This is a genomic window from Bradyrhizobium elkanii USDA 76, from assembly GCF_023278185.1.
In the GTDB taxonomy this organism is placed as follows: domain Bacteria; phylum Pseudomonadota; class Alphaproteobacteria; order Rhizobiales; family Xanthobacteraceae; genus Bradyrhizobium; species Bradyrhizobium elkanii.
In genome coordinates this window covers 8,004,503-8,019,870 of record NZ_CP066356.1, presented here as the reverse complement: position 1 = coordinate 8,019,870, position 15,368 = coordinate 8,004,503, and the positions used below count along the sequence as shown (strand labels likewise).

Here is a 15,368-nt window from a genome sequence, read left to right as displayed (position 1 = left end):
GGAGGAGCCGGCGGGGCCGGCTCCCGGTTTATCGGGCCTCGAGAAGGAGGCGGGTCAGATGTGGTAGGTCTTCAACGGCGGAATGCCGTTGAACGCCACCGACGAGTAGGTCGACGTATAGGCGCCGGTGCCTTCGATCAGCAGCTTGTCGCCGATCTCGAGCGTCACCGGAAGCGGATACGGCAGCTTCTCGTACAGCACGTCGGCGCTGTCGCAGGTCGGGCCCGCGAGCACGCACGGCGTCATGTCCGCCCCGTCATGCGGCGTGCGGATGGCGTAGCGGATCGATTCGTCCATCGTCTCGGCGAGACCGCCGAACTTGCCGATGTCGAGATAGACCCAGCGCACCTCGTCCTCGTCGCTCTTCTTCGAGATCAGAACGACTTCGGTCTCGATGATTCCGGCATTGCCGACCATGCCGCGGCCCGGCTCGATGATCGTCTCCGGGATCTGGTTGCCGAAATGCTTGCGCAGCGCGCGGAAAATCGACCGGCCATATTGCAGGACCGGCGGAACGTCCTTGAGGTACTTGGTCGGGAAGCCGCCGCCCATGTTGACCATGGTGAGGTTGATCCCGCGCTCGGCGCAGTCACGGAACACGGTCGACGCCATCGCGAGCGCGCGGTCCCACGCCTTCACCTTGCGCTGCTGCGAGCCGACATGGAACGAGATGCCGCACGGCTCCAGACCCAGGCGCTTGGCGAGGTCGAGCACCTCGACCGCCATCTCCGGGTCGCAGCCGAACTTGCGCGACAGCGGCCACTCGGCGCCGGCGCAGTCATAGAGGATGCGGCAGAACACCTTGGCGCCGGGGGCGGCACGAGCGACCTTCTCGACTTCGGCGGCGCAGTCGACCGCGAACAGGCGAATGCCGAGCGCGAAGGCACGCGCGATGTCGCGCTCCTTCTTGATCGTGTTGCCATAGGAGATGCGGTCCGGCGTCGCACCGGCGGCCAGCGCCATCTCGATCTCCGCGACGGTCGCGGTGTCGAAGCAGGAGCCGAGCGAGGCGAGCAGCGACAGCACTTCGGGCGCAGGATTGGCCTTCACCGCGTAGAACACCCGGCTGTCCGGCAGCGCCTTCGCGAAGGTCTGGTAGTTGTCGCGCACGACTTCGAGGTCGACGACGAGGCACGGCTCGGTGTCGAGACCATCCTGGCGGCGGTTGCGCAGGAATTCCTGGATACGTTCAGTCATGGCACTCTCCAACGGCCCCAGCGACGGGATCCGCATCAACGTGACGTCGGGTAAGAGCGCTTCGGCCACATCGCGCGATGGAGGCGCGTTGAGGCCAAGAGACTCAAACCAGACTGTGCTGCCGTGGATTGGTTGGGAGAGTTTCCCGCCCGATCACCTGGCAATGAAGGACAAGCCTTTTCAGTAGCCCGGGCCGGCGTTGGACCGCCGGTAGAGACCAAAAAAGCCCGATCCGTCGTTGCTTTAAGTCGCGTCCCCCGTTGAGAGCGGGGTGCGCCGGTTCGCCTCCGGCTGCCAGTCACGGTTGCAAAGAGTGGTGAGACCTTCAACGGCATCCCTGGAGAGAGATGCTGGCCGCCTCGTGTCCTGATGGACGTAAGCGACCCTCGGTTCTTCCACCCCTTGGCGGCTGTCCGGCCTCTTGTCCGGATACCTACCGACTGACACACGACCACAGGCACGTGCGAAATTGGGCAAGGCACGAAATAAGTCTTTTGACTTCGTGGCGCAAGAATTTTTTTGCGATAGCGACAAATTTCCCTAACGCGTGCTTGCGATGTCGCGCGCAGCACGCGTCGGACGCGCTGAGGATGAACGGCTGTTAAGAATGACTAACGAAGCGTGTGTGCGTTTTAGCCCTGTGCCGCAGTGCTTTCTTGAATCGCTCAAGCTCACGCGCGACGCGTGAACGGCTCGACACGCTGCGCTGCGCGGATGAAGGCGATCATGATCAGTACGCCGATGCCGAACAGCACCGCCTGCAGGATGTGCGCGGCGACGTCGTCGAGCCCGAGCAGGATCGCGAGCGCCCAGCCGCCGGCGAACGCCGCGCCGAACACTTCCGCGCCGATCAGGATCGCCGCCGAGATCACGGTGATGACGCTCGGCCAGGCGATGGTGCGGTTGGTTGAGGTGGAGGGCTGCATGGTCATGGAATAGGTCCTGTTCAGGGGGCGCAATCTCTCCGAAAAGTGCCCATCTATCAAGCGCAAAAGGCCCAAAAATGCCGTATCGCGTGATATAGATTGGGCAGCATTTTCAAGGCGAAAAACGGGACATTCGATGTCAGGAACCAGCGCAGACGCCAAGGCTCAGGCCCTTGCCAACCCCCTCCTGAAGGCATGGCGGACGCCGCTCGAGACGCCGCCCTTCGCCGAGATCAAGCCGGAGCATTTCCTCCCCGCTTTCGAGCAGGCCTTCGCCGACCATTCGGCGGAAGTGGCTGCGATCACCCACGATCCGGCGCTGCCCGACTTCGACAACACCATCACGGCGCTGGAGCGCTCCGGCAAACTGCTGTCGAAGGTCGCGGCGGTGTTCTACGACCTCGTCTCGGCGCATTCGAGCCCGGCGATCCTGGAGATCGACAAGGAAGTGTCGCCCCGAATGGCGCGGCACTGGAATCCGATCATGATGAACGCTGTGCTGTTTGGCCGCATCGCCATGCTGCATGAGAAGCGCGCCTCGCTCGGCCTGACCGGCGAGCAGATGCGGCTGCTGGAGCGCACCTACACCCGCTTCCGCCGCTCCGGCGCCGGGCTCGACGATGCGGCAAAGGCCCGCATGGCCGAGATCAACGAGCGCCTCGCCCATCTCGGCACCTCGTTCAGCCACCATCTGCTCGGCGACGAGCAGGAGTGGTTCATGGAGCTCGGCGAGGGCGACCGCGCCGGCCTCTCCGACACATTTGTGGCGGCTGCCAAGGCTACGGCGGAAGAACGCGGCATGCCCCGCAAGGCGATCGTGACGCTGTCGCGCTCCTCGGTCGAACCGTTCCTGCAGAGCTCGTCGCGGCGCGATCTGCGCGAGAAGGTCTACAAGGCCTTCACGGCGCGCGGCGACAATGGCAACGCCAACGACAACAACGCGACCATCGTGGAGATCCTCAGGCTGCGCGAGGAGACCGCCAAGATCCTGGGCTTCCCGACCTACGCCGCCTACCGCCTCGAGGATTCCATGGCCAAGACGCCGGAGGCCGTGCGCGGCCTGCTGGAGCGGGTCTGGAAGCCGGCGCGGGCCCGGGCGCTCGCCGACCGCGACGCGCTGCAGGCGCTGATCGCGGAGGAGGGCGGCAATTTCACTTTGGCGTCCTGGGACTGGCGCTACTACGCCGAGAAGCTGCGCCAGCGCCGCGCCAATTTCGACGATTCCGCGATCAAGCCCTATCTGGTGCTCGACCACATGATCGAGGCCGCGTTCGACTGCGCCACCCGCCTGTTCGGCGTCACCTTCGAGGAACGCAAGGACGTCCCGGTCTGGCATCCGGATGTCCGGGTCTGGGAGGTCAAGGGCCGCGACGGCCAGCACAAGGCGCTGTTCTACGGCGACTACTTCGCGCGGCCCTCGAAGCGCTCCGGCGCCTGGATGACCTCGCTGCGCGACCAGCAGAAGCTCGACGGCGACGTCGCGCCGCTGGTCATCAATGTCTGCAACTTCGCCAAGGGCGCCGACGGCGCGCCGTCGCTGCTGTCGCCCGACGATGCGCGAACCCTGTTCCACGAGTTCGGCCATGGCCTGCACGGCATGCTGTCCAACGTGACCTATCCGTCGCTGTCCGGAACCAGCGTGTTCACCGACTTCGTCGAGCTGCCTTCGCAGCTCTATGAGCACTGGCAGGAGCGGCCCGAGGTGCTGCAGCGCTTCGCCCGCCACTACCAGACCGGGGAGGCGCTGCCGGACGATCTGCTCAAGCGCTTCCTCGCCGCGCGCAAGTTCAACCAGGGCTTTGCCACCGTGGAGTTCGTCTCCTCGGCGCTGGTCGACCTCGAATTCCACACCCAGCCGGCGGCGGCGAGCTGGGACGTCCGCGCCTTCGAACAGAAGGAGCTGGAGAAGATCGGCATGCCCGCCGAAATCTCGCTGCGGCACCGGCCGACCCAGTTCGGCCATATCTTCTCCGGCGACCACTATGCCTCCGGCTACTACAGCTACATGTGGTCGGAGGTAATGGACGCCGACGCCTTCGGCGCCTTCGAGGAGGCCGGCGACATCTTCGATCCGGCGACCGCCAAGCGGCTGCATGACGACATCTATTCGTCGGGCGGCTCGCGCGATCCGGAGGAGGCCTATGTCGCCTTCCGCGGCCGCGAGCCCGAGCCGGACGCGCTTTTGCGCCGTCGCGGCCTGCTCGAGACGCCTGAGGCGGCCTGAAGGTGCGGCCGTCGTTGAAGCGCCTGATCGCCTGGCTCGTGCTTGCGGTGCCCGTCGTGCTCGGTACGGCGGCCGCCGAGGCCCATCCGCATGTCTGGATCGTCGCCAAGAGCGAATTGATCTACGCGCCCGACGGCACCATCACCGGGGTCCGCCACGCCTGGACCTTTGACGACATGTTCTCGACCTATGCGCTGCAGGGCATCGAGACCAAGGTGAAGGGCGCCTACAGCCGCGAGGAGCTGGCGCCGCTGGCGCAGACCAATGTCGAGTCGCTGAAGGAATACGCCTACTTCACCTTCGCCAAGGGCGACGGCAAGAAGCAGAAGTTCACCGAACCGGTCGACTACTTCCTCGAATACAAGGATTCGGCGCTGACGTTGCACTTCACTTTGCCGCTGAAGACGCCGTTCAAGGCGAGGCAGCTCTCGCTCGAAGTGTTCGACCCGACCTATTTCATCGACTTCCAGTATGCCGAGAAGGAGCCGGTCAAGCTGGTCGGCGCCGCGGCGGACTGCAAGATGCAGTTCGAACGGCCGAACAGTGACGGCACCGCCGCAGCGCAGAAGCTCGGCGAGCAGAACTTTCTCGACGGCGGCAACGGCAATTTCGGCATGATGTTCGCCAACAAGGTCTCGGTGGAATGCCCATGACGCCGATCGTCTCGCGCATGACGCGCGGCCTCGCCGTGTCCGCTGCCGTGCTGGCGGCATTTGCGCTGCTCGACGGCGCCGTTCATGCACTGCTGGCGCAAAATCCGTTCGGTGCGCCGCGTGCGGCAGAGCCGCAGGGCGGGCTGGTCGGCTGGCTGTTGGCCAAACAGTCGGAGTTTTACCGCGAGATTTCCCAGACCATCCGCGCCGCGAAATCCGACGGTTCGGCGGTCTGGACGCTGCTCGTGATCTCCTTTGCCTACGGGATTTTCCATGCCGCCGGCCCCGGCCACGGCAAGGCGGTGATCTCATCCTACATGGTCGCCAACCGAGAGACCGCGCGGCGCGGCATCGTGCTGTCGTTCGCCTCGGCGCTGATGCAGTCGGTGGTCGCCGTTCTCATCGTGGGCATCTGTGCCTGGCTGCTCAACGCGACCGCGAAGACCATGTGCGGGGCGGAGAAGGCGGTCGAGATCGCAAGCTACGCGCTGATCGCGGCGTTCGGCGCCCGTCTGGTCTGGGTCAAGGGCGGCGGCTTCTTCCGTGCGCTGCAGGCGCCGGGGCCGGCGCTGGCGATGGCCGGCGCGCATCAGCACGATCACGACCATCATGATCACGATCACCACGACCACGGCCATGATCACCATCATCGTCACGCGCATGACGATCACGGGCATCATCATGACCATGGCCCCGAGCACGGTCATGACGCGCAACACGTCCATGACGAGCATTGCGGCCATTCGCACGGCCCGACGCCGGCCGAGCTCGCCGGTCCTGGCGGCTGGCGGCGCGGCTTAGGTGCGATCCTCACGGTCGGGATCCGGCCATGCTCGGGCGCGATCCTGGTGCTGGTGTTCGCGCTGGCGCAGGGCCTGTTCTGGGCCGGCATCGCCGCGACCTTCGTGATGGGGCTCGGCACCGCCATCACGGTGGCGGCGATCGCGCTCGTCGCGGTGTCGGCGCGCGGCGTCGCGGAGCGGCTGAGTGCGGCGCGCGACGGCGGCGGCATGGTCATCATGCGCGGCCTGGAATTCGCCGCCGCGGGCCTCGTGCTGCTGTTCGGGCTCGGCCTGCTGTTCGGCTACGTCGCGGCCGAGCGGGCGACGTGCCTTTGAAGTCCCTAAGTCCGGCGCTGTCCCGTATCCGTCACCCTGAGGAGCGCGTAGCGCGTCTCGAAGGGTCGACGGCCACCAGCCGGGCCGTCGATCCTTCGAGACGCCCGCAAGCGCAGGCTCCTCAGGATGACGGATAACAAGGATAACGGATAACAAGGCTGCGGGGCTCAGCTCGTCAGATAGCCCCGGATCGCCGGCAGCAGAAAGATCGCGATGTTGATCGCGAAACCGATGCTCCAGAGGATCGAGCGCAGCGTCGGGCGGTTGCCGATATAAGTGAAGACGTAGGCGATCCGCACGATCAGGAACAGCACCGCGAGCTCGTCGATCAGCCGCAGCGGGCCGACGCGGAATTCGGCGAGCAGCACGGCGAAGGCGAAGAACGGGAAGGCCTCGATGCCGTTCTGGTGCGCGCCAAGCGCCCGCGAGCGGATCGGATCGTCGTAGAAGTCGGGATCGCGCGGCCTGGCATTGTCGAAGCTGCGGAAGCCGGTCCACTTCACCGATACGATCGTCAGCAGCGAGAGCATCAGCGTCCCGAAGACGCACCATTCGGCGATCGTCATGGTTCCCCCTTATTCCGCACGGGAACGTAGCCAACCCGCACTCGGCTTGACAAGGTTGGAGCAACGCGCGAAGCCCAAGACCCCAAGCGAGGCACCCCAAGCGAAGGACGCAAGCGCAAGGCCATCATGAGCACAGTGATCCCCTTCGAGAGCGCGAAGCCTGCCGCGGCGCTGAAGCCGGAACGCGTCGGCGTGCTGCTGGTCAATCTCGGCACGCCCGATACGGCGGATGCCGCCGGCGTGCGGGTCTATCTCAAGGAATTCCTGTCCGATCCGCGGGTGATCGAGGACCAGGGCCTGCTCTGGAAGCTGATCCTCAACGGCATCATCCTGCGCGTCCGTCCGGCCCGCAAGGCGCGCGACTATCTGAAGATCTGGAACACCGAGCAGAACGAGTCGCCGCTGAAGACCATCACGCGCTCGCAGGCCGACAAGCTGGCGGAGGCGATCGCCGATCACGACCACGTCGTGGTCGACTGGGCGATGCGCTACGGCAACCCTTCGATCAAGGAGCGCATCGAGGCGCTGGCGGCGCAGGGCTGCGGCCGGCTCCTGGTGGTGCCGCTCTATCCGCAATATTCCGCCGCGACGTCGGCGACGGTCTGCGACGAGGCGTTTCGCGTGCTGGCCGGCATGCGCGCGCAGCCGATCCTGCGGGTGACGCCGCCGTACTACGACGATCCCGACTACATCGAGGCGCTCGCGGTCTCGATCAATGCGCATCTTGCGACCTTGCCATTCCAGCCCGAGATCATCGTCGCCTCGTTCCACGGCATGCCGAAGGAATATGTCGACAAGGGCGATCCGTATCAGGTGCAATGCATCGCCACGACCAATGCGCTGCGCAAGCGGCTCGGGCTCGATGCCAACGGGCTGATCCTCACCTTCCAGTCGCGCTTCGGCAAGGCCGAGTGGCTGCAGCCCTATACCGACAAGACGGTCGAGAAGCTGGCCAAGGACGGCGTGCGGCGCATTGCCGTGGTGACGCCCGGCTTCTCCGCCGATTGCCTGGAGACGCTGGAGGAGATCGCGCAGGAGAATGCCGAGATCTTCCGGCACAATGGCGGCGAGCAGTTCGCGGCGATCCCCTGCCTCAACGACAGCGACGGCGGCATGGACGTGATTCGCCAGCTCGTGCTGCGCGAGCTTCAGGGCTGGATCTGATTGTTAACGATCAGTGACACCGGACACGGCTATTCGTTTGCATCTGGTAGTCGGACGGCAGCTTCCTATGTGCTAGGGAGAACAACAGCCGGCTGAACCGGCGGAGCGGTCCTGCCGACCAATGCACGACCGTGACTGGCGACGGTCTCGCCGGCCCTGGAGGACTTTATGACTGGCTTCGACGTTTTCGCGATCGCGTTTGTTCTTCTCGTCATCGTTACGCTGTTCGCCGGGATCAAGACCGTTCCGCAGGGGTTTGACTGGACCATCGAGCGGTTCGGCAAATACACCCGCACGCTGTCGCCCGGCCTCAATCTGATCGTGCCCTACTTCGATCGCATCGGGCGCAAGATCAACATGATGGAGCAGGTGATCAACATCCCCGAGCAGGAGGTGATCACCAAGGACAACGCCACCGTGACGGTGGACGGCGTCGCGTTCTACCAGGTGTTCGATGCCGCGAAGGCGAGCTACGAGGTCGCCAATCTCAACCAGGCGATCACCGTCCTGACCATGACCAATATCCGCTCGGTGATGGGCTCGATGGATCTCGACCAGGTGCTGTCGCATCGCGACGAGATCAACGAGCGGCTGCTGCGCGTGGTCGACGCCGCGGTGTCGCCCTGGGGCGTCAAGGTCAACCGCATCGAGATCAAGGACATCGTGCCGCCGGCCGACCTCGTCGAGGCGATGGGCCGGCAGATGAAGGCCGAGCGCGTCAAGCGCGCCGATATTTTGCAGGCCGAGGGGCAGCGGCAATCCGAAATCCTGCGCGCCGAGGGCGCCAAGCAGGGGCAGATCCTGCAGGCCGAGGGCCGCCGCGAAGCCGCCTTCCGCGACGCCGAGGCGCGCGAGCGCCTCGCCGAGGCCGAGGCCAAGGCGACCCAGATGGTGTCGGAATCGATCGCCAAAGGCGACGTCGCCGCGCTGAACTATTTCATCGCCGACAAGTACATCAAGGCGTTCGGCCAGCTCGCGGAATCGCCGAACCAGAAGGTCTTGATGCTGCCGATCGAGACCTCGAGCGTGCTGGGCTCGCTGGCCGGCATCGGCGAGATCGCCCGCGCCACTTTTGGCGAGAGCGCTGCGTCCGCCACGGCCGCAGCGCGGCGCGGCGGCTCGGTGCCACCGGCCGGCCCGACTGCGCCGCCGCCGGTGCCGCCGCAGCGGTGAGGGCGTGACGGCGTCGCGCCCGCAATGATAGAGGTCACGTCATGGCCGAGATGTTTTCGACATTGGGTACCTGGAACTGGCTGATCTTCGGGTTCATCCTGATGGCGCTGGAGCTCGCAGCGCCCGGGGTCTTCCTGTTCTGGCTCGGGCTCGCAGCGCTCCTTGTGGGCCTGCTGTCGTTCGCTTTTACGCCGTCCTGGCAGATGCAGCTCCTGATGTTCGCAGTGTTCGCCGCGTTGGCGGTGCCGGCATGGCGGCATTTCGCCAAGGGCGCGACGGCGGCGAGCAAGACCAATCCCTTCCTCAACCGCCGCAACGAAGCCTTGGTCGGCCGCGAATTCACGCTGGAGAAGCCGATCATCGACGGATCGGGCACGGTGCGGATCGACGATACGGTGTGGCGCGTCGCCGGCCCCGATGCGCCGGCCGGCAGCCGGGTGAAGGTGGTCCGCGCCGACGGCGCCAGCCTGACGGTGGCGATCGCTTAGTTTGACCTGAGCCATCGACGACGACTTGGCCCGAGCGTCGGATGCTGCTTCGGACGAGTAATCCGTAGCCCGGGTCAGCCAACGGGTCGCGCGAATGCGCGCCCGATGACAGGCTCCGCGATACCTGGGGAAACCGGTCCCGCATGTCGCTCCGCTCATGCGGGCTACACACTGACGGTCGCCGAGGTCTTGCTGCCGCCCCGCTTGCTCCAGCGCTCGGCGAAACGATGGAGCGGCGTGAAGGTCTGGAACAGTTCGCGGCCGAGCGCGGTGAGGCCGTAGCCATCCTCCGATAGTTCGACGAAGCCGGCCTCGCGCAGCTCGGTCAATCGCGTCTGCAGGATCGTTGGCGAAGCCTCGTCGCAGGCAGTGCGCAGCGCGCGCGAGGTCAGCGCGCCCTCGCGCAGCTCCCAGATGATGCGCAAGGTCCAGCGCCGTCCCAAGAGATCGAGCAGCGCCATGATCGGGCGGCCGGTCCGCGAGCCGCGGACGGCGGGTCTTGTGACTGGGCCCTGCTTCGGCATGTCGCGAATTCCCTTCGAATCCCTCTTGCAAGTCGCTACAGATATTGTAGCGTGGTGCTACATTAAATGTAGCAACTGGATCAGGCCATGTCACGCCTCGCGCCGCTCGATCCGCCCTATCCGGCGGACGTTCAACAGCATTTCGACCGCATCATGCGCGGCAAGCCGCCGCTGATGCTGTTCCGCGTGATGGCCGGCCATCCGCGCGCCTGGGAGAAATTCCGCGGCGGCAGCCTTTTGGACCGCGGGCCGTTGTCGCTCAGGGCGCGGGAGATCGTGATCGACCGCACCTGCGCACTCAATGCCTGCGAATATGAATGGGGCGTCCACGTCACGGCGTTCGGCGCAGCCGCCGAACTGACGGAGCAGCAGGTCGACGCCACCGTGCGCGGTCCGGCCGATGCCGGCTGCTGGTCGCAGGCCGAACAGGCAATGATCGCGGCAGTCGACGCGCTGCATGTCCGCGCGACGCTGGATGACGCGGAATTCGCCGCGCTGTCGGCGCATTACGATGAGGACCAGATCCTGGAGATCATCCTGTTGTGCGGCTTCTACCGCACGGTCTCCTACCTCGCCAACGCGCTGGCCCTGCCGCTGGAGGAAACCGCGGCGCGGTTTCCGAAATAAACGCCGTCATTCTGGGGCGATGCGAAAGCATCGAACTATGGTGCGCAATTGCGCATCTGAGGTTCACGCTTCGCGCGCCCCGAATGACGGAGCGGAATTACGCCACACCAGCCCGCAGCAGATCGTGCAGATGGATGATGCCGACCGGCTTCTTGGCGTCGGTCACGATCAGTGTCGTGATCTTCGAGGCGTTGAGCAGCTCCAGCACTTCGCCGGCCAGCGTGTCGCGGCTGATCGTCTTCGGCGTCCTGGTCATGACCTCGTCGACCGACCGCGTCAAAAGGTCGGGGCGCATCTGCCGGCGCAGATCGCCGTCGGTGACGATGCCGACGAGATGGCCGTGGCGGTCGACGATGCCGACGCAGCCAAAACCCTTGGAGGTCATCTCGACCAGCGCATCCGACATCTTGGTGCCGAGCGGCTTCAGCGGCAGCGCGTCGCCGCCATGCATCAGGTCGCGGGCATATTTCAGGAGCGCGCCGAGCTTGCCGCCCGGATGCAGCACGCTGAAATCGGTCGAGGTGAAGCCGCGGCCCTCAAGCAGCGCGATCGCCAGCGCATCGCCGAGCGCCAGCATCATCAGCGAGGACGTGGTCGGCGCCAGATTGTGCGGGCAGGCCTCCCGGGCCTTCGGCAGCGTCAGCTGCACGTCGGCGGCCTTGCTCAGCGTCGAGTCCTTGTCGGCCGTCATCGCGATCAGCGGAATGCCGAAGCGCGCGGCATAGGCGATCAGGTTGCGCATCTCCGGCTGCTCGCCGGACCATGACAGCGCCAGGATCACGTCATCGATCGTGATCATGCCGAGGTCGCCATGGCTCGCTTCGGCGGCGTGCACGAAGAACGCCGGCGTGCCGGTCGAGGCAAAGGTCGCGGCGATCTTGCGCCCGATATGGCCGGACTTGCCGAGCCCGGTGACGATCAGCCGTCCCTTGGCATTGCCGATCAGCTCGGACGCTGCCGCGAACGGCGCGCCGAGGTCGGACTTCAGTGCTGCGGAAAGGGCTGCGACGCCGCTTGCTTCGGCATCGAGGGTGCGGAGCGCCGATTGAACGGCGCCGTCATCGGGGCCGGATGATTTGGTCATCAGCGGTTTCGGTTTGGCCATTTAGGATTCCAAGGGAGGGTTTTGCACCCGGGCGTCTCCCTTAGCACGTTCGATTCCGCGATGCGACGCGCGGCGGCCGATCCTCAACGGCTCATTAACCATAATTGTTTTAACTCCATTAACGACGTTTTCTGCCGCCCGGCGGAGTGCGTCCGACAAGTATGTGAATTCGTTGGAGTTTTTCCATCGTGTTGCGGCGGCCAGCAAGCGGCCAAGACCGGCGTGGACGCCTCGTCCGCGCGGTTTTGCCATGCCCTGCCGTGGCCGTCCTGGCGCTGACCGTGACCACCGGGTGCGCCGCGGCCCAGACCGTGACGCCCGATCTGTTCAGCCCTAATCGCCAGAGCCAGGTGATCACGCAGGATTCGCCGCTGCGCCGGACCACGGCCGACGCCATGGATCCGCTCAGCGGCCTGAAGCTGCCCGACGCCGATCGCGATCGCCGTTCCTCCTCGTCTTCATCTTCATCGACATCAACGACGACGCGGATCGGGCAGGTCCCGACCTACGGGCTCCCCGCGGCGAACGGCGCCTCGACGTCGGGCTATGACTCGCTCAACCGCAAGCGCCAGAAGCCGAAATATTACCCGGGCCAGGCCAAACCGAAGCCGCCGGCGGGACCCGGCTCGCCGCCGACGACGCCGGTGCCATTGAACGCCACGGGGCAGCTGCGGCTGTCGATCCCGCCCTCGGAGACCGCCAACAAGACGCCGCTGCCGCCGGCGATGGCCGGCACCATCGTCGGCCAGCCGCCGCGCAAGCGGCTGAAGATCGACGACGATCCGTTCGGCGCGGTCGGCGACTACGCCGGCTCGTTCATGGTCAAGACCGCGGTCGAGGCGATGGCCGGCTACGACACCAATCCGGGCCGGCTCTACTCGCCGCAGGGCAGGGCGTTCTACATGGTCGCGCCGGAATTCCTCGCGGTCTCCGACTGGGAGCGTCACGCCGTCGTCGCCGATTTGCGCGGCTCCTTCACCGGCTATGGCTCCGGGCTGACGCCGAACGCCGACGGTACGCCGCTGTCGGCGCCGCTCGATATCGACCGTCCGAATTTCACCGGCCATATCGACGGCCGTCTCGATGTCTCCAGGGACACGCATCTCCTGGGGCAGGCCCGCCTGCTGGTCTCGACCGACAATCCCGGCAGCCCGAACGTGCAGGCCGGCCTCGCCAGATATCCGATCTACACCACGGTCGGCGGCACCTTCGGCATCGACCAGAATTTCAACCGCATGCAGGTCTCGCTCGGCGGCACAGTCGACCGCACCGATTACCAATGGTCGAAGCTGACCGACGGCACCTCGTCGTCGAACGACGACCGCAATTTCACGCAGTATGGCGGTGTCGGCCGCGTCAGCTATGAGCTCAATCCGGCCGTGAAGCCGTTCGTGGAAGTGGAGGGCGACAGCCGCTTCCATGATCTCTATCTCGACCGCAACGGTTACGCGCGCAATTCGTCGGGCGGTTACGTCAAGGCCGGTACGTCGTTCGAATTCACGCGGATTCTGTTCGGCGAAATCTCGATCGGCTATGCCAGGCGCGACTATGTCGACCCGCGGCTTAGCCCACTCGAGGGCCTGCTGACCACCGCCTCGCTGACCTGGAATGCGACGCCGCTGACCACGGCCAAATTCTATTCCGATACCCAGCTCGGCGAGACCACGCTGCCCGGCACCTCGGGCGTGCTGTCGCGCACCTACACCGTCGAGGTCGACCACGACTTCCGCCGCTGGCTGACCGGCATCGGCAAGTTCACCTACGGCACGCTCGACTACCAGGGCGACAACCGCAACGACACGATCTACTCGGTGTCAGGCGACCTGATCTACAAGATGACCCGCAGCCTCTGGATCAAGGGCACCGTGCGCCGCGACTGGCTGGATTCCAACCAGCCGGGACAGAGCTCGGCATCGACCGTGGTGATGCTGGGCGTGCGAGTGCAGAATTAGCGGTGAGGATGCCTAAGTCGCATCTCAAATGAGGTGTCGTGCTCCGCGAACGCGGGGCACCCAGTACGCCGCGGCCTATCCCTTCAAGCCTTGACGTCTCTGGAATACTGGATCGCCCGCTTTCGCGGGCGATGACGGCAGAGTTTGTGAGATGCAGTTCGGTGAAACCGCCGGGGCGATTACCCCGGCAGGTCCGTCTTGCCCATCAGGAAGGTGTCGATCGAGCGCGCGCACTGGCGGCCTTCGCGGATTGCCCAGACCACGAGCGACTGGCCGCGGCGCATGTCGCCGGCGGAGAAGATCTTCGCGCGCGAGGTCTGGTAGTCCTGCAGGGAGGCGCGGACGTTGCCGCGCTGGTCGAGCTCGACGCCCAGCGTCTTGAGCAGGCCCTCGTGCACCGGATGGACGAAGCCCATCGCCAGCAGCACGAGCTCGGCGTCGAGCGTGAACTCGGTGCCGGGCAGCGGCTTGAACTTGTCGTCGACCTTGACGCAATGCAGCTTCGTCACCTTGCCGTCGACGCCTTCGAACTTCGTCGTCAGCACGGCGAATTCGCGCACCGCGCCTTCGGCCTGGCTCGACGAGGTCCGCATCTTCAGCGGCCAGTTCGGCCAGGTCACGCCCTTGTTCTCGTGCTCGGGCGGCGCCGGCATGATCTCGAGCTGGGTCACCGACTTGGCGCCTTGCCGGAACGAGGTACCAATGCAGTCCGAGCCGGTATCGCCGCCGCCGATCACGACGACATGCTTGCCGCCGGCGAGGATGTCGGCGGCGCCGTTCAGCGGCTCGCCGGAGACGCGGCGGTTCTGCTGCGGCAGGAAGTCCATCGCGAAGTGGATGCCGGAAAGCTCGCGGCCGGGGATCGGCAGGTCGCGCGGGGCTTCCGCGCCGCCGGTCAGCGCCACCGCGTCATATTGCTTGGCGAGCTCCTGCGGATCGATCGCACCGGGCGTCGAGCCGCCCACGGCCTTACCGTAGTGGAAGGTGACGCCTTCGGCTTCCATCTGCGCCACGCGGCGGTCGATGACGCCCTTCTCCATCTTGAAGTCGGGAATGCCGTAGCGCAGCAGGCCGCCGGCCTTGGCGAACTTCTCGTAGACATGCACCTCGTGGCCGGCGCGCGCGAGCTGCTGCGCGGCGGCCATGCCGGCGGGACCCGAGCCGATCACGGCGACCTTCTTGCCGGTCTTAACGGCTGCGATCTCCGGCTTCACCCAGCCATTGTCCCAGGCGCGGTCGACGATCGCGCATTCGATGGTCTTGATGGTGACCGGGTTGTCGTCGATGTTGAGCGTGCAGGATGCCTCGCACGGCGCCGGGCAGATGCGGCCGGTGAATTCGGGGAAATTGTTGGTCGAGTGCAGGTTGCGCGAGGCTTCTTCCCAGTTGCCCTGATAGACGAGGTCGTTGAAATCGGGGATCTGGTTGTTGACCGGGCAGCCCGGCGTGCCCGGCGCGGTCGAGCCGGTGCCGTGGCAATAGGGGATGCCGCAGTTCATGCAGCGCGCAGCCTGGTCGCGCGTGTCCTTCTCGCTCAGCGGAATGACGAATTCCTTGAAGTTCTTGAGTCGATCGGCGACCGGCTCGTACTTGCGGTCATGCCGCTCGATCTCGAGAAAACCTGTGATCTTGCCCATTGAAACCCGATGCC

General features: G+C 65.6%; 14 protein-coding genes. 8 read left to right on the top strand and 6 right to left on the bottom strand.

Going from position 1 to position 15,368, the window contains the following annotated elements:
- Positions 1-54: 54 nt before the first annotated feature.
- Together JEY66_RS37935 and JEY66_RS37930 are read right to left on the bottom strand one after the other, a co-directional pair.
- Positions 55-1,197, bottom strand: coding sequence for a type III PLP-dependent enzyme (locus JEY66_RS37935; protein WP_016842601.1), 1,143 nt, complete (start codon positions 1,195-1,197; stop codon positions 55-57).
- A gap of 671 nt (positions 1,198-1,868) precedes the next feature.
- A complete protein-coding gene (locus JEY66_RS37930; RefSeq protein ID WP_016842602.1) occupies positions 1,869-2,129 on the bottom strand; it encodes a hypothetical protein in 261 nt (86 codons plus the stop codon).
- A 130-nt stretch (positions 2,130-2,259) separates the two neighbouring features.
- Between JEY66_RS37930 and JEY66_RS37925 the strand changes: the two genes are divergently transcribed.
- Genes JEY66_RS37925 through JEY66_RS37915 form a run of 3 tightly spaced genes read left to right on the top strand, consistent with a single transcriptional unit; the run spans position 2,260 to position 6,118 of the window.
- The gene (locus JEY66_RS37925) at positions 2,260-4,347 is read left to right on the top strand and encodes a M3 family metallopeptidase (protein WP_018269703.1); all 2,088 of its coding nucleotides are present in this window, start codon (positions 2,260-2,262) and stop codon (positions 4,345-4,347) included.
- A gap of 14 nt (positions 4,348-4,361) precedes the next feature.
- Positions 4,362-5,000, top strand: coding sequence for a DUF1007 family protein (locus tag JEY66_RS37920; protein ID WP_018269704.1), 639 nt, complete (start codon positions 4,362-4,364; stop codon positions 4,998-5,000).
- Entirely contained in the window at positions 4,991-6,118 is a 1,128-nt protein-coding gene (locus tag JEY66_RS37915) for a nickel/cobalt transporter (RefSeq protein WP_016842608.1), read from the top strand. Before JEY66_RS37920 ends, JEY66_RS37915 begins: the two co-directional genes overlap by 10 nt.
- Before the next feature lie 167 nt (positions 6,119-6,285).
- On the opposite strand, the gene JEY66_RS37910 is transcribed toward JEY66_RS37915, so the two are convergent.
- Positions 6,286-6,684 (bottom strand): MAPEG family protein, encoded by a 399-nt coding sequence (locus tag JEY66_RS37910; RefSeq protein ID WP_016842609.1) that lies wholly within the window; start codon positions 6,682-6,684, stop codon positions 6,286-6,288.
- Between the two features lie 126 nt (positions 6,685-6,810).
- Here JEY66_RS37910 and hemH point away from each other — a divergent pair, with 126 nt between their 5' ends.
- The 3 genes from hemH to JEY66_RS37895 all read left to right on the top strand — a co-directional run bounded on the left by hemH (position 6,811) and on the right by JEY66_RS37895 (position 9,509).
- Complete coding sequence (hemH, locus tag JEY66_RS37905; protein WP_026192217.1) at positions 6,811-7,848, top strand: ferrochelatase; 1,038 nt, start codon at positions 6,811-6,813, stop codon at positions 7,846-7,848.
- A 168-nt stretch (positions 7,849-8,016) separates the two neighbouring features.
- On the top strand, positions 8,017-9,021 hold the full coding sequence (locus JEY66_RS37900; RefSeq protein WP_018269705.1) for an SPFH domain-containing protein: 1,005 nt from the start codon (positions 8,017-8,019) through the stop codon (positions 9,019-9,021).
- Positions 9,022-9,062: 41 nt separating this feature from the next.
- Positions 9,063-9,509 carry an NfeD family protein gene (locus tag JEY66_RS37895; RefSeq protein ID WP_018269706.1) on the top strand — a complete coding sequence of 149 codons (447 nt, stop codon included), beginning with the start codon at positions 9,063-9,065 and terminating at the stop codon, positions 9,507-9,509.
- Between the two features lie 164 nt (positions 9,510-9,673).
- Here the strand turns inward: JEY66_RS37895 and JEY66_RS37890 are convergent, their stop codons facing one another.
- Positions 9,674-10,033, bottom strand: coding sequence for a winged helix-turn-helix transcriptional regulator (locus JEY66_RS37890; protein WP_016841096.1), 360 nt, complete (start codon positions 10,031-10,033; stop codon positions 9,674-9,676).
- 87 nt (positions 10,034-10,120) lie between these two features.
- On the opposite strand from JEY66_RS37890, the gene JEY66_RS37885 reads away from it, so the two are divergent.
- On the top strand, positions 10,121-10,660 hold the full coding sequence (locus JEY66_RS37885; RefSeq protein WP_016841097.1) for a carboxymuconolactone decarboxylase family protein: 540 nt from the start codon (positions 10,121-10,123) through the stop codon (positions 10,658-10,660).
- 97 nt (positions 10,661-10,757) lie between these two features.
- On the opposite strand, the gene JEY66_RS37880 is transcribed toward JEY66_RS37885, so the two are convergent.
- Positions 10,758-11,765, bottom strand: coding sequence for a KpsF/GutQ family sugar-phosphate isomerase (locus JEY66_RS37880; RefSeq protein ID WP_016841098.1), 1,008 nt, complete (start codon positions 11,763-11,765; stop codon positions 10,758-10,760).
- 260 nt (positions 11,766-12,025) lie between these two features.
- Here JEY66_RS37880 and JEY66_RS37875 point away from each other — a divergent pair, with 260 nt between their 5' ends.
- Complete coding sequence (locus JEY66_RS37875) at positions 12,026-13,717, top strand: outer membrane beta-barrel protein (RefSeq protein WP_018269707.1); 1,692 nt, start codon at positions 12,026-12,028, stop codon at positions 13,715-13,717.
- Positions 13,718-13,896: 179 nt separating this feature from the next.
- On the opposite strand, the gene JEY66_RS37870 is transcribed toward JEY66_RS37875, so the two are convergent.
- Entirely contained in the window at positions 13,897-15,354 is a 1,458-nt protein-coding gene (locus tag JEY66_RS37870; protein WP_018269708.1) for a glutamate synthase subunit beta, read from the bottom strand.
- Between the last annotated feature and the right edge of the window lie 14 nt (positions 15,355-15,368).